This window comes from Phormidesmis sp. 146-12, assembly GCF_052939495.1.
Window position 1 is genome coordinate 24,448 of sequence record NZ_JBJPHS010000004.1, and the last position, 20,390, is coordinate 44,837.

General features: G+C 49.3%; 22 protein-coding genes. 9 read left to right on the forward strand and 13 right to left on the reverse strand.

What is annotated here, in order from left to right; translation table 11 throughout:
- Nucleotides 1-22 precede the first annotated feature (22 nt).
- From cobA to ACKFKF_RS02985, 3 genes are all read right to left on the reverse strand, one after another.
- On the reverse strand, nt 23-1,594 hold the full coding sequence (gene cobA / locus ACKFKF_RS02975) for a uroporphyrinogen-III C-methyltransferase (RefSeq protein ID WP_446866311.1): 1,572 nt from the start codon (nt 1,592-1,594) through the stop codon (nt 23-25).
- 33 nt (nt 1,595-1,627) lie between these two features.
- Complete coding sequence (locus ACKFKF_RS02980) at nt 1,628-2,407, reverse strand: class I SAM-dependent methyltransferase (protein ID WP_446866312.1); 780 nt, start codon at nt 2,405-2,407, stop codon at nt 1,628-1,630.
- A 306-nt stretch (nt 2,408-2,713) separates the two neighbouring features.
- On the reverse strand, nt 2,714-3,535 hold the full coding sequence (locus ACKFKF_RS02985) for a PHP domain-containing protein (RefSeq protein WP_446866313.1): 822 nt from the start codon (nt 3,533-3,535) through the stop codon (nt 2,714-2,716).
- A 339-nt stretch (nt 3,536-3,874) separates the two neighbouring features.
- On the opposite strand from ACKFKF_RS02985, the gene ACKFKF_RS02990 reads away from it, so the two are divergent.
- The 4 genes from ACKFKF_RS02990 to ACKFKF_RS03005 all read left to right on the forward strand — a co-directional run bounded on the left by ACKFKF_RS02990 (nt 3,875) and on the right by ACKFKF_RS03005 (nt 7,513).
- On the forward strand, nt 3,875-4,447 hold the full coding sequence (locus ACKFKF_RS02990; RefSeq protein WP_446866314.1) for a TMEM175 family protein: 573 nt from the start codon (nt 3,875-3,877) through the stop codon (nt 4,445-4,447).
- Nucleotides 4,448-4,546: 99 nt separating this feature from the next.
- Complete coding sequence (gene nei / locus ACKFKF_RS02995) at nt 4,547-5,371, forward strand: endonuclease VIII (RefSeq protein WP_446866315.1); 825 nt, start codon at nt 4,547-4,549, stop codon at nt 5,369-5,371.
- Nucleotides 5,372-5,542: 171 nt separating this feature from the next.
- Nucleotides 5,543-6,259: a pirin family protein gene (locus ACKFKF_RS03000; protein ID WP_446866316.1), complete on the forward strand. Its 717-nt coding sequence runs from the start codon at nt 5,543-5,545 to the stop codon at nt 6,257-6,259.
- A 285-nt stretch (nt 6,260-6,544) separates the two neighbouring features.
- The gene (locus tag ACKFKF_RS03005) at nt 6,545-7,513 is read left to right on the forward strand and encodes a glutathione S-transferase family protein (RefSeq protein WP_446866318.1); all 969 of its coding nucleotides are present in this window, start codon (nt 6,545-6,547) and stop codon (nt 7,511-7,513) included.
- A 1-nt stretch (nt 7,514) separates the two neighbouring features.
- On the opposite strand, the gene ACKFKF_RS03010 is transcribed toward ACKFKF_RS03005, so the two are convergent.
- The 6 genes from ACKFKF_RS03010 to ACKFKF_RS03035 all read right to left on the reverse strand — a co-directional run bounded on the left by ACKFKF_RS03010 (nt 7,515) and on the right by ACKFKF_RS03035 (nt 11,687).
- Entirely contained in the window at nt 7,515-8,207 is a 693-nt protein-coding gene (locus ACKFKF_RS03010; protein WP_446866319.1) for an ROK family protein, read from the reverse strand.
- Between the two features lie 58 nt (nt 8,208-8,265).
- Nucleotides 8,266-8,964 (reverse strand): hypothetical protein, encoded by a 699-nt coding sequence (locus ACKFKF_RS03015; protein ID WP_446866320.1) that lies wholly within the window; start codon nt 8,962-8,964, stop codon nt 8,266-8,268.
- A gap of 70 nt (nt 8,965-9,034) precedes the next feature.
- Nucleotides 9,035-10,012 carry a glutaminase A gene (gene glsA, locus ACKFKF_RS03020; RefSeq protein ID WP_446866322.1) on the reverse strand — a complete coding sequence of 326 codons (978 nt, stop codon included), beginning with the start codon at nt 10,010-10,012 and terminating at the stop codon, nt 9,035-9,037.
- 5 nt (nt 10,013-10,017) lie between these two features.
- Nucleotides 10,018-10,197: a ribbon-helix-helix domain-containing protein gene (locus tag ACKFKF_RS03025; protein ID WP_446866426.1), complete on the reverse strand. Its 180-nt coding sequence runs from the start codon at nt 10,195-10,197 to the stop codon at nt 10,018-10,020.
- 308 nt (nt 10,198-10,505) lie between these two features.
- Nucleotides 10,506-10,721, reverse strand: a complete 216-nt coding sequence (locus ACKFKF_RS03030) for a hypothetical protein (RefSeq protein WP_446859438.1) — start codon at nt 10,719-10,721, stop codon at nt 10,506-10,508.
- Between the two features lie 147 nt (nt 10,722-10,868).
- On the reverse strand, nt 10,869-11,687 hold the full coding sequence (locus tag ACKFKF_RS03035; RefSeq protein WP_446866323.1) for a creatininase family protein: 819 nt from the start codon (nt 11,685-11,687) through the stop codon (nt 10,869-10,871).
- A gap of 98 nt (nt 11,688-11,785) precedes the next feature.
- Between ACKFKF_RS03035 and ACKFKF_RS03040 the strand changes: the two genes are divergently transcribed.
- The 3 genes from ACKFKF_RS03040 (at nt 11,786) to ACKFKF_RS03050 (ending at nt 15,341) form a co-directional block, all read left to right on the forward strand.
- Nucleotides 11,786-12,949: a hypothetical protein gene (locus ACKFKF_RS03040; protein ID WP_446866324.1), complete on the forward strand. Its 1,164-nt coding sequence runs from the start codon at nt 11,786-11,788 to the stop codon at nt 12,947-12,949.
- Nucleotides 12,949-14,313: a tetratricopeptide repeat protein gene (locus tag ACKFKF_RS03045; RefSeq protein WP_446866325.1), complete on the forward strand. Its 1,365-nt coding sequence runs from the start codon at nt 12,949-12,951 to the stop codon at nt 14,311-14,313. Before ACKFKF_RS03040 ends, ACKFKF_RS03045 begins: the two co-directional genes overlap by 1 nt.
- 167 nt (nt 14,314-14,480) lie before the next feature.
- Nucleotides 14,481-15,341, forward strand: a complete 861-nt coding sequence (locus ACKFKF_RS03050; RefSeq protein WP_446866326.1) for a TlyA family RNA methyltransferase — start codon at nt 14,481-14,483, stop codon at nt 15,339-15,341.
- Here the strand turns inward: ACKFKF_RS03050 and ACKFKF_RS03055 are convergent.
- Nucleotides 15,320-15,745, reverse strand: a complete 426-nt coding sequence (locus ACKFKF_RS03055) for a cupin domain-containing protein (protein ID WP_446866327.1) — start codon at nt 15,743-15,745, stop codon at nt 15,320-15,322. The genes ACKFKF_RS03050 and ACKFKF_RS03055 overlap by 22 nt on opposite strands.
- 216 nt (nt 15,746-15,961) lie before the next feature.
- On the opposite strand from ACKFKF_RS03055, the gene ACKFKF_RS03060 reads away from it, so the two are divergent.
- Nucleotides 15,962-16,774 (forward strand): prohibitin family protein, encoded by an 813-nt coding sequence (locus tag ACKFKF_RS03060; RefSeq protein WP_446866328.1) that lies wholly within the window; start codon nt 15,962-15,964, stop codon nt 16,772-16,774.
- A gap of 33 nt (nt 16,775-16,807) precedes the next feature.
- Here the strand turns inward: ACKFKF_RS03060 and ACKFKF_RS03065 are convergent, their stop codons facing one another.
- From ACKFKF_RS03065 to ACKFKF_RS03075, 3 genes are read right to left on the reverse strand one after another with little or no spacing between them, the layout of a single operon-like run.
- Complete coding sequence (locus ACKFKF_RS03065; protein WP_446866329.1) at nt 16,808-17,392, reverse strand: Uma2 family endonuclease; 585 nt, start codon at nt 17,390-17,392, stop codon at nt 16,808-16,810.
- Nucleotides 17,393-17,397: 5 nt separating this feature from the next.
- Nucleotides 17,398-18,426, reverse strand: a complete 1,029-nt coding sequence (locus ACKFKF_RS03070) for a tetratricopeptide repeat protein (protein ID WP_446866330.1) — start codon at nt 18,424-18,426, stop codon at nt 17,398-17,400.
- 56 nt (nt 18,427-18,482) lie between these two features.
- Nucleotides 18,483-19,154, reverse strand: coding sequence for an RNA polymerase sigma factor (locus tag ACKFKF_RS03075; RefSeq protein WP_446866331.1), 672 nt, complete (start codon nt 19,152-19,154; stop codon nt 18,483-18,485).
- Nucleotides 19,155-19,464: 310 nt separating this feature from the next.
- Between ACKFKF_RS03075 and ACKFKF_RS03080 the strand changes: the two genes are divergently transcribed.
- Nucleotides 19,465-19,983: a glyoxalase-like domain protein gene (locus tag ACKFKF_RS03080; protein WP_446866332.1), complete on the forward strand. Its 519-nt coding sequence runs from the start codon at nt 19,465-19,467 to the stop codon at nt 19,981-19,983.
- Nucleotides 19,984-20,390: the final 407 nt, after the last annotated feature.

The following is a 20,390-nucleotide window of genomic DNA, read 5'->3' on the forward strand; positions in this document are numbered from 1 at the left end:
CTTAGACTTTGGACTTCACTCCTCACTCCTCACTCCTCACTCCTCTCTCCTCACTCCTTCTCACCCATTCCAACACTGCCTGAGTCAATCCTGGTAGTGTAAATTCTTGAGCCTCGACATCGACTCTTCCCAATAGCATCTGACAATCTTTGGAGGTCTGAGGGCCGATCGAGACCACCCCAACGCCTTCTAAATGTGTCAGCCAATCTTGACCAAACTCACCTTCGAGTAGCTGGCAAAAGTGGCGCACCGTTTTGGAACTCGCAAACGTGACGATCTGAATTTCACCATTTTTGAGCGCCTCAAGCGCAACGGGATCGATCGCCGTTGGGCAGGCCGATTGGTAAGCCGCAACCTCTGTGACTTGAGCAGCCCGATCGCCAAACTCCTTAATCAACACATCTCGCCCCCCACTCTCGACGCGCGGAAACAGGAACTTTTTGCCCGTCACAGGTTCAGGGAAATTGAGCACCATCGAATCTGCGACAAAATCGGGAGGGACAAAATCGGGCTGTAATCCTCGCTGCTTCAGTCTTTGAGCCGTTTTTTCGCCGACGACTGCAATCTTGATTTCTGACAAGCCTCGCACGTCTTGAAGCTGTGACCCCAACCGTTCAAAAAAGTAATCGACGGCATTCGTTGACGTGAGAATCAGCCAATCAAAATCATTGAGACGCGCGATCGCCTGATCCAATTCTTCCCAGCTTGAAGGCGGCACAATTTCTAACGTCGGCATCTCGACCACCGTCGCGCCCTGACTTTGCAACAATCGGGAAAACTGACTGGATTGAGACACCGATCGCGTCACAAGAACGGTTTTACCAGAAAGGGGAAGGGTAGACACAGGAAACACAGGGGGAACGACGGGGGGCTGAAACGTGGGGAGGAGAAAGGAGCGCAGTCCGACAACCTCGCCAATAACGATCACACAGGGAGAAAGTGAATGGGGATCTGTGTGTGACAGAATTTCTGCCAGAGTGCTGACCCAAATTTGTTGCGCTGGATGCCCCGCCCAACGAATGATGGCGATCGGAGTCTGGGGCGATCGTCCCTGTTTTTGTAATTGTTGCAGAATAATCGGGAGATTTTGTCCACCCATCAGCATCACCAGCGTCTCGATTTGAGCGATCGTTTGCCAGTCCAGACTTTCGGTATCGTGGGCACTCAAAACTGCAAAACAACGGCTCAAAACGGGGTCAGTTAATGGAATTCCTGCCAGAAGAGGGGCGGCCAGCGCCGAAGAAATTCCGGGAATCACCTCAAATGGACAGCCTGCCGCATTCAACGCTTGGATCTCAGAGGACGATCGCCCAAAAATAAACGGATCGCCACTTTTGAGCCGAACGACCTGCTTTCCTTGCTGACACTGCTCGACGAGGAGGCGATCGATCTGGGGCTGCTTCATACTGGGCTGTCCGCCGCGTTTGCCAACATTCAGCTTCACACAACTCTCTGGCACCACTTCTAGCAGTTGTGAATCGACGAGCGCATCGTAAACCAACACTTCTGCCTGGGTCAGCAGCCGATAAGCCTTCACCGTCAGATAGTCTGTGCCTCCGGTTCCCGAACCAACAAGATACACCTTTCCATTCATGAGGATTTGAGCATTAATTTCAGCAGGGCAACGTTAGGGCTGAGAAGTAATCTGAGGATCAGCCAAAAAGACTCTGGTTTGATAAGAGATAGAAACTAGCCCTTGAGGATTTGCCCAACGTTGGTGAAGGGCAGTGAGTTTGGTGATTAATTGGTCATGAGCCATTCCTTCTTGCGGAACATACGATCGACTCTTGGCATTGCCGATTAATCCCGCTTGATCGAGCGTCTGCTCAAAAGAAAATAGCTGCGATCTAACATTCAAGAAATGGGGATTTGTGGGGAAAGCTCCAGCACGACCGAATGCCTGACCGAGTGCATGATGTTTGTCTGAGATTTCTCGTAGCAGTGTTTCATAGCCTTCTGAGAACTCGTTGGACTGATCGCGATCGTTCCACACCAACGCCAGTCGCCCCGATGATTTGAGAATTCGTCGAAACTCTGCCAAAGTCGGCTCTGGATCAAACCAATGAAACGATTGAAAACAAGTAATTAAGTCAACGGAAGCGTCGGATAAATCGGTCTGTTCTGCGGTAGCGGCGCGATAGGTCACATTGGGATGGACTTCGGCAACCTGACTCATCGCAGCGTTGGGTTCGATCGCCCAGACTTGCAGCTCGCGATCGCCCAACAACCGAGCCGAGATTCCTGTTCCCGCGCCGATGTCAGCCGCCACCAATTGAGACGGCGTACCCAACCCTTCGAGAATCTGGTCGATCGCTTCAGTGGGGTAAGTCGGACGATATTTCACATAGTCAGAAGCGCGATCGGAGAACCGATTCAATGGATCAAGCTGATGCAGCGGAGTAGACATAGGCATGAACCCAGCATGAGTGCGATCAAGTTAGATCCAAGTTAGATCATTTATGACCTCATTCCTACGTCGCCAACTTTTTCATCCCTCCTCGCGAAGCGGATTACCCCCAAAGGGGGAACAGATCATCGAAGTTCTCCTTCATCCCTCCAATAAAAAACCCCCAACCGAAGTCAGGGGTAATCATCAGGGTGCATCTACCATCCCTATATGCCAAAAAAATTGGACGTTCTCCGGAGAAGATTTGGGGAATTGCATGAAGTTCATATGAACTAGCTGTGAGATTTGCATAAAGGAACGATCGCTTTAACCCTGGCCAGCCGCTTTCCTAATAGGTTCCAGCAGTTCCAGAGGAATATTTAGACTGTTGAGTGACCGATATTCATCCTTCTGAGTTGCCAAATTGGGGCCGTGGTAGTCACTGCCGCCCGTGATCAAAAGCCCGTATTCTGTGCAGAGTTGAGTGAGGCGATCGATACCCGCCGCTGAGTGACTGGGATGAAACACTTCAATTCCCAAAAGTCCCGCTTTCACCAAATCTGGAAGAATTTCCTCAACGGCTCCCCCGCGAAACAAGTAAGGATGCGCCCATACCGGAACCGCCCCACAAGACCGTAACAGCGCCACCCCTTCAGTACTCTCAAACTTTTCGTAATGGACGTAGGCAGGTTGATCATCACCGAGAAAGCGATCGAACGCCTCCCGCGACGAATTGACATAGCCCGCTCTGACCATCGCCGTTGCAATATGAGGTCGCCCTGGAGCCATGCCTTCTCCCATGTCGGGCAGTTGGATGGGATAGCCCAAGTCAGCAAGTTTTTCGACAATCTTTTGAGCGCGGCGTTTGCGACCTTCGAGCCGTTCCATTAGCGGAGCGTGAAGTTTTTGGCGATCGGGATAAAAGCCCAAAATATGTAGAGAGCGATCGTTGCAAACGGTACTCAGTTCCAGTCCAGGGACGATTTCCAGGTGATCAGGAGCCGCCGCAAACGCCTCATCCCAGCCGCTCATCGTGTCGTGATCCGTAATCGCCAACGCCCGCACCCCGACGGAAACCGCTCGATTAACCAGCTCAGTGGGTGTCAGCATCCCATCAGAATAAGTCGTGTGACAGTGTAGTTCTAACATTCTTCTATTCTAAAGAAACGTGAATTCAATGGAATCTTTCGCCACGGTGATTAATCCGGCAGCCCCCTAAATTTTCCAATGCTGGGGGACTTTGAACTGGAAATCTAATTTAAAAGTCGCCCACAATTGGCACTTTGGGGGGCAGAAGCGCTAAACAACGCCGTGAAGAAACTTCATCGAATTGACGTTAAAGAAGAGCGTCAATGATAGGGAGTAACAATTTCTGATAAAACGAGCCGCGAACTATCGTAGCGGTAACAAGATAAGAATCAGAAAACGTGCCATGATTTGCACCATGAATTAGCAAAAAAAAACTAGTAGACAAGGAGCGTGACAGTAATGGGAAAAGGAAGACTAGAAGCCTTTAGCGACGGAGTGATCGCCATCCTTATTACCATTATGGTCTTAGAACTCAAGGTGCCGCACGGGGCTGATTTAGCGGCTCTGCGTCCACTCATTCCAATCTTTCTGAGTTATATCCTGAGTTTCATCTATCTCGGCATCTATTGGAACAATCACCATCACTTGCTACAAGCAGTCCGACACGTCAACGGGCACATTCTTTGGGCCAATATGCATTTGCTATTTTGGTTATCGCTCATTCCCTTTGTCACAGGCTGGATGGGTGAAAATTTTGCCCCTGTTCCGGTTGCCTGCTATGGTGTAGTTCTCTTGTTGAATGCCATTGCTTACTTTATTCTCACTCGCGTTCTGATTGCTTATCACGGTCAAGATTCTACCCTGGCGATCGCGATGGGGCGAGACGTTAAAGGCAAGCTATCGTTAGGCTTTTATGTCACAGCGATTCTGTTTACTTGGGTCAATCCATTGATCGCTTGTGCAATTTACGCTTCAGTGGCAGCAATGTGGCTCATCCCCGATCGTCGCATTGAGAAGACGCTAACTTCATAAGCTGAACCATTCATTAATTTAAACAGTCAACGAGGAATTCAAAACTCTTTTCCTCCCTCCTCCCTCTTCCCTCCTCCCTCCTCCCTCCTCCCTGCCCCCATGCCCGAAGGCCCCGAAATCAGACAAGCTGCCGATGAGATTGCCAAAGCATTGGTCGATCGCCCCGTCACTGAGATATTTTTTGCGTTCGATCGCCTAAAACCGTTTGAAGAAGAACTGATTGGGCAAACCGTAACCGCCATTCGGACGCGGGGCAAGGCGATGGTGATTTGTTTTGAGAAGCCGCTCTACATCTACAGTCACAATCAGCTTTATGGGCGGTGGTATGTCCGCAAGCTGCATTCTTACCCGACCACAAACCGTCAGTTGCGGATGGCAATTCACACCCCCAAACACTCGGCTTTGCTTTACTCTGCGTCAGAAATTCAGGTGTTGAATGAGGAGGAGTTAGCGGTGCATCCGTTTCTCAGCCGAGTTGAAATGGATGTGTTGGATCAAGCGGTGACCGTTGAAGAAGTTGTAGCCCGCTTTCTCGACAAGCGATTTTTTCGTCGTCAACTCACGATTCTGCTGCTTGATCAACATTTCTTAGGCGGATTGGGCAACTATTTGCGGAGCGAAATTCTATTTGTGGCGAAGGTTCATCCCGCTTTGCGTCCGGTTGATTGCACTGTTGAACAAATTCACGCCCTCGCTCAGTCCGTTCTCTCGGTGACGCTGCAATCCTACAGAACAAAAGGCATTACGAACGATTTGCAGATTGTCGATCGCCTCAAAAAACTTGGCTATTCGCGCAGTCGCTATCGTCACTATGTCTTTAATCGAGAGGGACAGGACTGCTTTGTGTGTGGAAGGGCGATCGTCAAAGAAATCTTCGCTGGACGACGGCTCTATTATTGCTCCACTTGCCAAGCTCTCGGTTGATGGCTCTCCGGGGTCTTCAACTGAAGCTGAGAAATTCATCGAATTCACATTGACTTATGATTGTTTGCATTTAGACAATCGCTGTGTTATTCTAAATTTATAGAAAGTACGAGCTAGAACATTTAAGCACCAAACAATCCTCGTACTGCACATTTTCATTTAGGAGGAACTATGTTGACGCTTCGTAAGGCCGAAGATCGAGGACACGCAAACCACGGTTGGCTGGACTCTTACCACACCTTCTCCTTTGCAAATTACTACGACCCTGCTCACATGGGCTTTCGCACGCTGCGGGTGATCAATGAAGACCGCGTAGCCCCCAGCCAGGGATTTGGCCGCCATCCTCACCGCGATATGGAGATCATTACTTATGTGCTAGAAGGGGCGCTGGAGCATCAAGACAGTATGGGCAACCGGGCGGTAATGCTTCCGGGAGAAGTGCAGCGCATGACAGCCGGGACGGGCGTGACCCACAGCGAATATAACCACTCCGATCGCGATCCTGTTCACCTTTTACAAATCTGGATCTTGCCTGAGCAAAGGAATCTGGAGCCTGGATATGAGCAAAAAGCCTATTCAGACGATGAGAAACGGGGCAATCTACGGCTGATTGCGTCTCAAGACGGGCGAAATGGGTCTGTCACCGTTCACCAGGATTTGAATCTGTACGCGACGGTTTTAAGTGAAGGTGAGAAGGTGAGTTTGACAGAGACCGATCTCTCCGAGTCACCCGCAAGGGGTCGACACTTCTGGGTTCAAGTAGCTCGTGGAGCCGTTTCGCTGAATGGTGAGTTGCTCAATCAAGGTGACGCGGCAGCCTTGGACGGTGAAACACTAGAACTGGTCGGCAAAGAAGACGCTGAAGTGTTGGTGTTTGATCTGGCGTAGAAGGCGAGAGACAGAAGATATGAGTTTTGAGTGATGAGGTTTGAAGGACAGACGCTTAAACTTAAAGCTTGAAACTCATAGTTCAATGTGAATTCGGTTGGATTTTTCGCTTCGTTACCCAATTCTTCAGCCCCCCAACCCCCCAATTCTGGGGGACTTTCGGGTAGGATTTTTTGTTCAAAGTTCCCCAAACTTGGGGGATTTAGGGGGCTGCCCAGAGTGATAACAGCAGCCAGGGATTTCATCGGATTCACGTTATAGTTCACAGCTTTTTTGGAGGTTCTGATGGCACTTGGAATGATGGTCGATGGCAAGTGGACGACTGAATGGACGGAGCGAGATGAAAGCGGTAAGTTTAACCGGATGCCGACTAAGTTTCGCGATCGCATTACCGCAGATAATTCAAGCAGCTTCAAAGCAGAATCGGGACGCTACCATTTGTATGTTTGTCTAGCCTGTCCTTGGGCCCACCGTACGATGATTATGCGAAGCCTAAAGGGATTAGAAGATGCGATCGGGCTGTCGATCGTCGATCCCATTCTCAGCGACAAAGGTTGGGCGTTTTCTCAAGAACCGGGCACCATTCCTGATTCGGTCAATCATGCTCAGTATTTGCAGGATATTTACCTCAAAGCTGATCCCAAGTACACAGGTCGAATTACCGTTCCAGTGTTGTGGGACAAGCAAACGGGAACGATCGTCAACAACGAGTCTCGTGAGATCATTCGCATGTTCGATTTAGAATTTTCAGAGTTTGCAAAATCTGATATTGATTTGTATCCCACAGCATTAAGAGAAGCGATCGACGAAACGATCGAAGCCATCTACATGCCGATTAACAATGGTGTCTATCGATCAGGTTTCGCCACCACTCAAAAAGCCTACGAAGAAGCGGTAACAGAACTGTTTGAAAACCTCGATCGCTGGGAGTCGGTTTTGAATCTACAACGCTATCTCTGCGGCAATCAACTCACCGAAGCAGATATTTGCATGTTCACGACATTACTCCGGTTTGACTCGGTATATCACGGTCACTTCAAATGTAATCTTCGTAGAATTGCAGACTACCCCAACCTCTGGAATTATCTCAAAGATCTCTACCAGCATCCTGACATCCAAAAAACCTGCAACTTAGATCACATCAAGCGTCACTACTACATGAGTCAGACGCAGATCAATCCAACGCGCATCGTTCCCAAAGGCCCGATCATCAACTTCGACGAACCGCACGATCGCCATCGCTTCGTTGAGTAATTTATGAATCCTTCCATAAAGCAATCCCACCCAAAAGCCCTGAAACATTGGGCACAATCTTGACGTTGGGCGGCAGCGCGATCGTAATCTTATCGGTATTGCCGCCCCCGATATAGAGCGTGTCGTAGTTAAAGAGATTTTGCAGGGATGCGATCGCCTTCTCTAGTCGTCGATTCCACTTTTTCTGACCCACACCATCCAAAGCAGCGCGCCCTAGCTGCTGTTCATAGGTGTTGTCATTGCGAAAAGGATGATGGCCCATTTCCAGATTGGGAACCAGCTTGCCGTTGAGAAACAGAGCAGACCCAAACCCAGTGCCCAACGTGATCACCAGTTCGACTCCTTGACCTGCGATCGCGCCCATCCCCTGAATGTCAGCGTCATTAGCCACCCGCACAGGCTTGCCCAACCGCTCACTCAAGACCGCTTCTAGATTAAAACCAACCCAGTCAGGGTCAAGATTTACCGCTGTCTCCGTCACGCCCAACCGCACAACCCCCGGAAACCCAACCGAAACGCGATCGAATTCACTTTGTTGACTTACCAACTCTACGATCGCCTCCATCACCGGACTGGGCTTTGCGGGTTGAGGCGTTTCGACACGGGCACGATCGCTGACAGGCGTTCCTTGCTCATCCAAAATCATGACTTTGATGCCACTGCCACCAATGTCGATCGCCAGCGTTTTTTTCATCAGCTCTATCCTTTGTCAGTCGTTCCTCATTCTTTGTAACGTACTAACGGCGGACAACTCAATCAAACCAGCCAATATCTTGTTCAGACAGGCGACTGGGCGCAGGATCGTTGGGGAAAACCGGATGGGCGAGATTGGCGGCTTGTTGGCGGAGGAAGCGATCGTGTTCACTCATTTCGGCCGGAACGGATAGCTGAGAAGCTTTCTTGGCTTCGGGTGGCTGAAGGGTGAGTTGGGAGGCTTTTTTAGAAGATTCGGCCTCGGCGTGGGCGGCTTTGAGCGCTTTGTTTTCGTCAATCAGCTTTTGGTTAGACTCAGCTAATTGCAGGGCGGCTTTTTGCGCTTGTTCAAGCTCTGCCTGAATTTTACTCGCCTTTTCTAAACTGGTTTGTAAGCTTTTCGCCAGCGATTTTTGCTCATCCAATTGAGACTGCAATTCATCAATTTTCTGCTGAAGCGACTGTTCTTTTTGATGAGAAGCTTCGAGAGAATTTTTGAGATCGGTGACTTTTGACTCTAATTCAGAATGAGCGGGTTCAGAAGGGACGGGCGCAGCTTCCTCAGTCGGGGCATCATCCCAAGGTTCAGCTAACACGTCGATCACATCGTCAGTCGAAGCAGGTTCATTATTGTCATGGCCGGTGGCTTGATCCAACGCTTGTTTTGCCTCCTCGATCGCTTCACCCTCCACCACAGGCACCTCCGGCGGCTTACGGGGGCTGGTTTTGCGCGTATTGGCTGTTTGTCTTCTCACCATAACCTTACTCCTGGACGATCGGCCTCATGCCGTGACTATACCGTGTTCTCCAGTGCCAAAATACAGTTTGTTACGGTTTGTTTTCTAATGTTTGCAAGAAGTGAGAACAACCCATCGGCAAGTCAAACATGTGTAACTCAAATTGACGAGATAACTCCTCACAAACTTTAATCCCGCGCACGCTGTTGCCATTCGCATCTAGCGGAGGAGAGAAAACCGCAATGCCAACCTGATTGGGAATGACAGCGAGAATACCGCCAGACACGCCACTCTTAGCAGGAATGCCAACCTGATAGGCCCACTGCCCCGCATAGTTATACATTCCGCAAGTGTACATCACAGACAAAATATCGCGAATGCAATGAGCAGGAATGGCCCGATCGCCCGTGATTGGATTCACACCCTTATTTGCCAACGTCGCTGCCATCACTGCCAGATCGCGACCATTCACCATCAAAGAACACTGCTGGAAATACAAATCCAACGCTTCATCAATGTTTGCGTCAATCATTCCGAAATGCCGCATCAAATGGGCCATAGCTCGATTGCGGTGTCCGGTCGATCGCTCTGACATAAACACCGACATATCGATATAAACATCATGACCAATGTAGCCACGAAACATCTCCAGCATTCGATTTAAGCGAGCGGTTGGATCACTGCCCTGAATCAAACTGGTAGTGGCGATCGCGCCTGCATTCACCATCGGGTTGTCAGGCCGCTTGGAGTATTCATCTAATCGAATGATTGAATTAAACGGATCGCCCGTTGGCTCAACTCCGACCTTAGTTAAGACCTTTTCGCGTCCATGTTCGGCCAGGGCCATGCCATAGACAAACACCTTCGAGATGGACTGGATCGTGAATAGCTGATCGGCAGTTCCGACTTCAAAAATTCGCCCATCGACGGTGACGATACAAATGCTAAAGCAGTCTGGATCGGCCTTGGCCAACTCAGGAATATAGCTGGCCAGTTTGCCCTCTTTGAGCGGTTTGTATTTGAGGTAGAGCGTTTCGAGATATGCCTGAAGGGGATGTGCTTCGCCCATGAGTTTTATTTACGTGGGGGATTGGTCGGTGGCTTCTCAGATGGTGGTGAAATTTCTCCTTCTTTTAGGGCTTTCACGATCGCCACTTCGATCAAGAAAGCGCCAAAATTCGCGAGCGATCGCCCTTGTTGATTAGACCATCGTTCCAAAGCTTCGTAAACATAATCTGGCGACGTAACAAATATCGATTGATTGTCCTGTTAGATTACACATATTAAAAGTATTCATTCGTCATGTTTTAACTCATGCAGAATACGGCAATTGAACCAGGTCGAAGCTGAGAACGGGCGCTAACCTAATATGATCACCACTACAATCGATCGTCTCCGAAGTTGTCAACGGTCAACGCAAACTAATAGTCAGTCACATCAAAAAACTGGCTGACTTCTTTCATATTTCTCCCGCTGCTTTTTTCGAGTCCTCTGATAAATGATTGCCAGCAAAAAGCCCTCCCTAATGGTTAGAGAAGGCGTTCACATTGCATCAAAACTTTTTAGTAACTCTCTTCACCAGGAATACAATCTCCTTGAGATACCCACCAGGGGTCGCCCTCTCGCTCCGGCACAAATTCCTTCAAAGACGCTTCTCGAATCGCTTGCCAATGACGAATCAGTTCTTCACCGCTAAAATCACTCGCCTGAAACTGCTTTACTGCCTCGTCGAGTTCCTGTAGCGTTTGGGGAACGGGGACGGCTGTTAGTTTTAGCATCGGTTATCTCCTACGATCGGGGCATTCCACAATGCCTTGAGTTGATGCCAACTATTGTAGTAAACTCTTTCTATAGAGAGTATTAAATGATACTGAACATTTCAGAAAATCAACAAATTATCACAAAAGCGTAACGGATTGTTGTTTTCACAAATAAGCTCTGGGCTGCTGAAAGGCGTGAACTTCTTTGAGCACCGCGACCCAACCATCCGCCAGCGTTTGTAGAATGCGATCGCCCTTCTCACTCGTCGCCGTCGTCGGATCGCCCAAAACCCCACTCTGGCTCAAATCTCGCGTTGTCCAGGCAAACGGTAGCGCCCCTTCCATACTCAACAGCCCGGTTCTTGGCTCACCCAGGGGATATTCGGCAACGGCGCGATCCATCTTCACCTGATCGGGCAAAATCGACAGCAGCAAACTCGTTTCGCCATCGCCTGCATGAATGCCGAGTTCGAGTTCTTTAGGGGTGAGCAGATCTTCGGCGATCGCTCCAATTCCCGGTACGCGCCAGGTAAAGAGGGGAAACACCATGAAATCCTCATACTTTTGGTGCAAATCTCGCGCAGCGATTTCGATCACTTGCGGCTGTCCCCCGTGAGAATTCATGAACACTAATTTGCGAAACCCTGACCGATAGACACTTTCAGCTACGTCTGACAAAATCGCCAGCAGCGTTTGGGCACTCAACGTAATCGTTCCCGGAAAGTGCCAGTGTTCGTTTGACTTGCCGTAGTCGAGACAGGGCAGCGCGTAGGCGGGAATGCTGGCATCAAGCTGACTCAATGCCTTTCCCAAGACGGACACACTGATCGCGGCATCGACCACTAGCGGCAAGTGAGGGCCATGTTGCTCGATCGCGCCCATCGGTTGCACAATCACCACATTCTCTTTATCAGGCATCGCTTGAATATCCGTCCAGGTCAGGTAGGGGAAGAAGCGATCGGGGGGAATGAAACCGTGGAGCATAGGAAGGGATGAGAGATGAGGGATGAGTGGCAGGAATCATTACGATACGCTAAATCGAGAAGTGATGATATTGATGGCACATTTTCGATAAGCGAAGTATGGCTGATAGTTTGTTGAGTCTGTTTCAGACGGCGTACAGAAATCTTGATTTGCTGCCTCTATTGGATCAAAAGGATCTCGATCGCTTTCGCGTAGAGTATGGCGGGGATGTGATCGATCAACTGGTGCAACTGGTCGAAGACAGCGGTGCAGCGGATAGCAAGATTATTTTTTCGGGGCATCGGGGCTGTGGAAAATCGACTTTGTTGGCGGAGTTTAGTCGCAGTCCATTGATGGGCGATCTCTTCGAGTTACCCGCAAGGGGTCGCTATTTTGTGGTGCTGTTTTCGATTGCGAAAGTGATTGAAATGTCGGATGTGGATCACATTAATATTTTGTTTGCGATCGCGCTCAATTTGATGGTGGAGGCAGAAAAGCATCAGGTTGAAGTTCCCAAGACCACACAAAATGCAATTTATAAGTGGTTCGCTGAACAGACTCAAACGGATGTCAAAGAATTAAAAGGGGAAGCAAAAGTTGGCATTAACTTATTAGAAGCAGTCAGTTTACAGCTACAAACCAATGCTGGTGTGCGTCGAGAAATTAAGCAAAAGTTTGAGCGAATATTGCCGGGGTTTCATATTATTTATACAATCCCGATGGCAACGCTGCGAGATAAAGAGATTTTGCCGACGATCGAGACAGAAACCAATAATCAATTGGTGAGTAGGCCTGTTCTCAAGCTGTTTGCTAAAGATGAATGTCGTCTTCCTAATGCAGTTCCGAAACCGGAAGTGATGGATATTTTGTGTGCAATTCTTCACAAGCGAATTTCCGATCGTCTGTTGGACAGGCAGACCGCAGAAAAGATGATTCGCTATAGTGGCGGCGTTTTGCGGGAGTTGATTCGGATTGCAAATGAATGTTGTCGAATCTGTCTGCGGTTGATTCGTCGTGATCCGACGCAGGCGATCGTGATCAATGAGGCAATCTTAGAAGAGGCAGTGAACAAGCTTCGCAATGATTTTTCGCTACGGTTGGGAAAGGTGGATTATGAAATTTTGTCTAAAGTTTATACCGAGTTGATGCCTGATGATCCGACCCAAAAAGAGTTTTTAGATTTGCTGCATGGGCTACATGTTTTAGAATATCGCAATCGTAAAACCTGGTATGACGTACATCCGATCGTCGTGGAACTATTAACAGACAGGAATCTAATTTAATGCCTGATGCAATAGAACTGGATGCAGAAAACCTGGAGGCATATGAAGATTTGCTGGTGACTATCGAGGCGAGTCAGGGAGTTTTTAGTCTGCTGATTGCGGTGTGTGACAATAGCCAGTTTCGTGAAGCGTTAATCGATCGCTTTCAGGCAGAATTGGAGCCTATTCGCTGCTATCGACTTTCGTTAATTCGGGGAGAACCCAGTCTCAAAATGACAATTCTGCAAAAGATGCAGGAGGATGAGTCGCTGCGTGAGGGGAGTCAGTCGGTGGTGATGGTGACGGGGGCAGAGCAGCTTTATTTTCTGCCGTTGGGTGAGGAAAAGTCGGAGCAGGATGCTTTTTTTGGCTATTTGCAGTGGACGCGGGAGGCGTTGCCGGAGTTTCGGTTTCCGATCGTGCTGTGGGTGACGACGCAATTGTTGACGCAGATGGAGCGGAAGGCACCGGATTTTTGGGGCTGGCGCAAGGGAGTATTTCGCTTTGAGTCACACCAAACGGCGGCGGTAAAAAGCTCGCAACTTGAATCGTTTCAGCCCATCCTGACAGAACTGGGACTGACGAACGACGATGATGTTCTGTTGCCCCTGGCAGATTTGCAAGCGCTGATCGAACAAACCGAGAAAAAACGCCCTGATGATCCACTGCTGGCAACGCTGTATAACCAGATGGGGCGGCTCTATGCTGGCAGAGCAGAACGGGGAGAAGCGATCGATTATCAGCAAGAACAAGAAACGGCAACTGACTACTTTCGCAAAGCGGTCAACCTGCAAACAGCGATCAGTCAAGAAGAGAATTTGGTAAGTAGTCTGGCTTGGTTGGCATACCTATACAAATCTCAAGGACGCTACGAGGACGCAGAACCGCTTTTTGTTCAAGCTTTGGAATTGACGCGATCACACCTGCGAGAAAAACATCCCGGTGTGGCAACCAACCTCAACAATTTGGCAGAACTGTACGAGTCTCAGGGACGCTACGAGGAAGCCGAACCCCTCTATCTTCAAGCCTTGCAACTAAGACGAACATTCCTGGGAGAAAATCATCCTGACGTGGCTAATAGCCTCAACAATTTGGCAGGACTGTACCGTGTTCAGGAACGCTACGAGGAAGCCGAACCCCTCTATCTTCAAGCCTTGCAACTGAGACGAACACTCCCTGGAGAAGATCATCCTGATGTGGCAACCAGCCTCAACGATTTGGCATTACTGTACTATCTTCAGAGGCGCTATGAGGAAGCAGAACCGCTCTCTAGTCGGGCATTGGCCATACTAGAGCAAACGCTAGGAGCCAAACATCCCAATACCCAAACGGTACGAAAAAATCTTGAGCTGCTTCGCCAAGAAATGACACAAACGGCTTCTTAAACAGGAACGATCGTCTTTCCAGCAGAAAACTTCTAGGCTTAAACAGGAACGATCGCACTTCAAACCGCAACACTCTCATCTCAACCCCAACGATCGCTCTCCAACTCCCAACGTTCCAACTTCAAACAGCAACGATCGCCTCCCAAACCGCCACCATCCCCGCTATCATGACTACTTCATCCCTCATCCCTCATCCCTTGAAACAGCGTCTCGACACATTACTGGTAGACCTCGCCCTCTGTGATTCTCGGCAGCAGGCACAGCGATTGATCCAAGCGGGGGAAGTGAGAGTCGATCGCCAACTCATCGACAAACCCGGCACCGAAGTCAACGTAACGGCCCAGATCGAAGTGAAAGCCAGATCGCCCTACGTCTCTCGCGGCGGTGAAAAATTGGCAAAAGCGCTACAAGAATTTGGAATTGAGGTGAGCGATCGCATCTGTCTCGATGGCGGCATTTCTACAGGCGGATTCACCGATTGTCTGCTGCAAGCGGGCGCAAAACAGGTGTATGGCATTGATGTTGGCTACGGACAAGTCGCCTGGACACTGCGCCAAGACCCGCGAGTCATCCTCAAAGAACGCACCAATCTGCGCCACCTCAATCCAGAAGACTTGTATTCAGATGATCAACCGCTTCCCGATTTGGGTGTCGTGGATGTTTCATTTATTTCACTCACCAAAGTTTTGCCTGCAATGTGGCGACTGCTGCAAGCTCCCCGAGAAATGGTGCTGTTGGTGAAACCCCAGTTTGAAGTGGGTCGCGATCGCATCGGCAAAAAAGGAGTCGTGCGAGATGTCAAAGATCAAGCAGGGGCGATCGCGCAAGTTCTCACCGCATCTCAAGAACTCGGTTGGGGCTATCGGGGGCTTACCTGGTCGCCGCTCGTCGGGCCCGCCGGAAACATTGAATATTTGCTCTGGCTGAGCTTGAATGATGCCATTCCTGCCCCAGACTTCACGACAATCAAACAACTCGCCCAATCTGCTGCCAAAGTTTTAACCGCTCAATCTGACGGGGGAGTGTAAGGAATGCCATCCTCTGTTTCGTAGGCATTATTCCGAGCAACGATCGCCTGCACCGATTCCGTTTCGCTCAGATTGCGCGGCTGATGAGGCACCCCAGGCGGCACAAACATAAAATCTCCGGCTTCATGAATCACAGAATGCTGAAGCCGATCGCCATAGCGCGCTTCGACCCGTCCCTTGAGGATATAGATTGCGGTTTCAAAGCCCTGATGAATGTGAGGTTGGCCAATACCTCCCGGTGGAATCTCGACCAAACTGAGAGAAAGACCTTCGGTGCCTGCTGTCGCGCCAGAAATCCCGATGAAGTAGGGCAACCCTTGACGAGTCATCGTCTCGATCGTGGGACGCACCGTAACAATCTCGTTTGGGACATCATTGAGGTTAGAAGAATTTAGTTCAGTCATGATAATTGAATTGGAAAAGTGACGACTTAGGACTGTACTACCTACACGACCGAGCAAATTCCTTTATGCACCGTCCTCATCAGCCTGCAAAATCCTGTAGAAAAATCGCCTTCAATCTCGATCGCTTAACTCGACCTTAAACTAATCAAACCTAGACAGCATCTACAGTTCGGGTACTCTTAGTTCAATCAGAAATTAAGCAATGGAGTGTTGCAGATGCAATTACGTCTCAGCCGTTTTACATTTCCCAAAGCTGCTCTGATAGCGATCGGCTTGGGTGCCCTGGTGACGTTGGTAAAATCGATGACTATCATTCCCACTGGGCAAGTTGGCGTGGTCGATTTGTTTGGGCAGGTATCAAACCAAACGCTTGATCCAGGCGTTCATCTCAGGCATCCGTTTGCCAAAGTCGTCACCTTTTCGACCCAGACCAAAGAAATCAAAGAAACGACTCAGGCTCCTTCCAAAGAAGGCTTAATTGTGAACGTCGATGTCAGCATTTTGTATCGGCTCGATCCAGCTAAAGCCAAACAAATTTATCAAACGATCGGCACCAACTACGAAGAGGTGATTTTGATTCCTCAAGTGCGATCGCTGATCCGGGCCGCAACCGCCAGCTATGAATCGACAACGCTCTACACCACCAATCGAGACAATCTGTCTCAACAACTGCGCGATAGTTTGAATAAAGCCTTGAGCGATCGCGGCGTGATCATCGAAGAAACGCCCCTGCGAAATGTCACTCTACCTGAAAGTATTCAGCAATCGATTCAAGCCCGACTGCAAGCCGAGCAAGACAGCCAACGCATGGAATTTGTCTTGCAAAAAGAGCGCAAAGAGTCCGATCGCAAACGCATTGAAGCTCAGGGAAACGCCGATGCTCAAAAAATCTTGTCTCAAAGCTTGAGCGATCGCGTTCTCCAATTTCGTCAAATCGAAGCCACCCAAAAACTAGCCGAATCGCAAAACGCTAAAGTGATCATTCTCAACGGCGACTCCAAAGGAACGCCCATGATCTTGCAGCCTTGATTTGCAGCTTTGATAGAAAAGCGATCGTGCGTCCTATTTGTGTTTTCTAAACTCATTCAGGGCGGCTAATTCATCTGTTTCGGACATGAGGACGCATCGAGTCAGTAAGTCAATATCCAGGTCTTGCAAGCCAGGTAGCTGACTTTTTTTGACTTGCACATACTGACCCGCAACCAAACAATAGAGCGTAAAGGTTCCGTCTTCCCAAAACCAGACTTCGGGGACTGCGATCGCTTGATATCGAGGTAGCTTGCTCTCACCGCCGCTTGTAAAAACAATTTCAATTGACAAGTCAGGAGTCGGCTTAGAACTTCCGATACAGTAAGACTCATCCGCCTGCACTGAGCTGACACCCTCCTTTTCTTGCGTCATCGACCCCGTAGGAATGCAGCGAACGCCTTTCTCAAACAAAAAGGTCATTACCAGATATCCAATAAACCGAGAGAAAAATTCGTGGTCGCGTCCTGGCATGAGAAGTTCGATCGTGCCCTCAAAATAAAACAAGCGAATCCCAGCAGCATTCTCAAAGCCTTTCTGAATCTGCTTGAATTGCTCCCAGGTGCGATCGCTCACCAAAATTCGCTGATCCGACTGGCTTTTAACAAGCGTTTGAGTCATGGCAACTAGCGGGTATATTTGCGCGATCGCAGCACTCCAATTTCTCTCAACAATCCTTCTTGCTCTTTGGAATCGTTGATCGTTTGGGCCACCTTGAATGCCTGCTGATAGTAGCTGTCGGCAGCCGTGTAGTCACCCTTGGCGTTGTAGAATTTTGCCAAATCTTTGAGCGTCACGATGAGTTGTCTAGAGTCGTTTTGCTCCACTGCGAGAACCAGCCGTTGATCCAGAGTTGTCGAAGCGTTGGAATTTTGCCCCAGTCCATAGAACGCAAGCGTCAATCCATTGAGGGCCCGAAATTGACTGGGACGATCGACACTATTTTGCGACACAAACAACGCTTGACGATAGCTAACTAGCGCCGATCGATAGTCTTTGACTGCCCGATACGCATCGCCTAAACTGTTGAGCGTGTTGGCTTCGCCGGGGTCGCCTGCCTGTCCGCGAAGGGTTCTAGCTTGCTCGTAGAGAGCGATCGCCTGATTGTAATCACCCAAACTGTAGGCGACGAGTCCCAGATTGCTTAGAGATAGCCCTTCTCCCGCATAAAACCGGGTATCTTTGGCGATCTTCAGCCCGTCTGCAAACGTTTTTTGAGCTTCTGAAATGCTGGCCCGTTGAAGCAAGAGCGTTCCGAGATTGTTGAAGCCAAACACCTGTCCCTGAAAATCTTTGAGGTCACGAGCGATCGCCAGTCTGCGTCTGAGTGCGTCTTCAGCTTCGGTAAACTTGCCCACTTGAGCGTAAGTCTTACCCAGCGCATCGTAGGTTAGCGCCTGAGCCTCCACTTCTCGAATGTCACGGTAGAGACTGAGCGCCTGTAGGTAGGAGTCGATCGCTTTGTCAGAAAATCCGGCTCGTTCTTGCTCTTCACCCTGACGAAAGAGGCGATCGGCTTCCTGTCTAGGAGTGCCCTGAGTGCCGTTGTATTGACGAATCAACAGTTGCGTATTGAGATCTGCATTCAAATCGGCCGCGAGGCTAGAAGGAGCCATCAGCACCATTCCCCCGACTAAGAGTTGAACTGCAACCATCCTTCTCGCCTTCATCCCGCGCATCTCAAAACCTCCGATCAACAAATAATTCAGAATTAATCCAGGGTAGCCTCTAAAGACGAGGCATCCAAGTTAGCGAACCCAGATTGTCCATTAGCGTTCCCACCCAGATAGATAGCTCTAATATCTTCGGGCAAAGTCGTTTCGAGCAGTTGATAGCTTTCTTGCAGGTGGGCTTTGACTTGAGCAGGCGGAATATGTTCTCCTTCGGCTTGCAGGTAGGCAGAAATCCGGGTTTCGCTCCAGTGAAAGGTTTGCGCCATCAGCACCATCAGACGAGTGATTGGGGGAAGCTGTTCGAGGGCGCGATCGAGGTAGCACCAAAACGGCGGAGAGGCGGCCTTAATGTTGTAGTGAATTTCCTCAACCGGGGGCAACTCGGCCTGATTGATACAGAGCGCCGTGACGTTGATCAGCCAGCTTTGAAAGGTGAGGCCTTCTGATGCAAATGCCCGCAGATCCAACCCGCCTAATTCATGAAAAATATGTCGCCAAATCAGCGCAAACAGATAGTCAGCCTGGACAGGCGAGCGCGCCGAATGCTGAATCAGCGTGTAGACCATCGGACTATAGCGACAAAAAACCGCCGTAAAATATTGCCCCACATCAGGATATCGTTGAAACAGCGTCAGCAATTCCTGATCGTTGTAGTGTGACAGTGACTTGATAACCGGATGGTTCGCTTCAGGAAAGGTAGGAATGGGCACGAGTTTAATCCACAGAGGAAAGGTGCTGATAGAGGGCCTCTACCACTATATACAGCGTCTTTGTCTAGTTGCGATCGTTTTTCGTCAAAAAAAGTTATCGATCGGCACGACTTTGGACGCAGCTTTCAGTCTTCGGTTCCCTGTCTAATGTCCCCTGTCTAACCTCCCCCTTGTCCGATTCCCAGAATGTTTACAGACTTTGTTGCGGATTCTCGTCAATCCCTGTTGATAGAATGAATTAGCTTAGTAATACTGAGATCTAAGTTTGTCAATCAGTTTATCAATCGCGATCGTCTACACTTCTTGATTTATGGATAGCTTACTCTCGACTCAGGGCATCATGATTATGCTGCTGGGTGCTTATGCGGCGGCGATGTGGATGTTTTTGACCAGCGCTCCCAAGGTCTACACAGTCATGGTGTCGGATGTGGAGTTGGCACGAGACTTTTATGAAGGCATGTTGAGTCTGGCGGCGGCTGAGGTGCCGTTGCACTATTACTACAACTATGAGCAGTCGTTGGGCACTGCGGGTATCAACCCCATGCATCTGTCTGGCAATGTGGGCAGCACGACGGTACGGGGCACGGCGAATGATGGCTTGTGGTATCAACTCAAGAAAAATACTCAGCTACACATCATTTCGGGCGCTAGTCTCGGAGAAAAAGATCGCCAGCGACATGTGTGTTTCGATCGCGATTGTCTAGACCAAATTCTTTTACGAGTTCAGACGCGCGGCGTTAAGCATAAGATTCGTCGCGAAAAACCGTTGAACTTTTTGGTCAAAGATTTCGCAGGAAATGTCATCGAGTTGTCAGAGGTTTCTAACTAAACGTCAGTTCGATGAACGCTTCGCTTTTAGATCCAGGAACGCCCCCTAAATCCCCCACGAGTGAGGGACTTTGAACCAGAATTCCTCTCTTCTCTTAAAGTCCCCCAAAATTGGGGGGTTGGGGGGCAGGAGGCGTGAACAACGAAGCGGAAAAACTCTCATCGAATTCACGTTAACTAAAGTTTCTAATTTGTGAGTCAAGTCGATCGAAGGAGTGGATCTAAAAAGTCTGCTCCTTTTGTGTTTGATTTCACGTTTGAGAAGATGAGAAGATAAGATCAAAAAGATGTGTTTAAGAACACCTATTTAAAAAGAATAGCCCCCTCACGAGAGCTATACAGTTATGGTGATTTGACTCTAGGACACAACTCTATTGTTACGATTCACGCAGATGAAAAACTGTATAA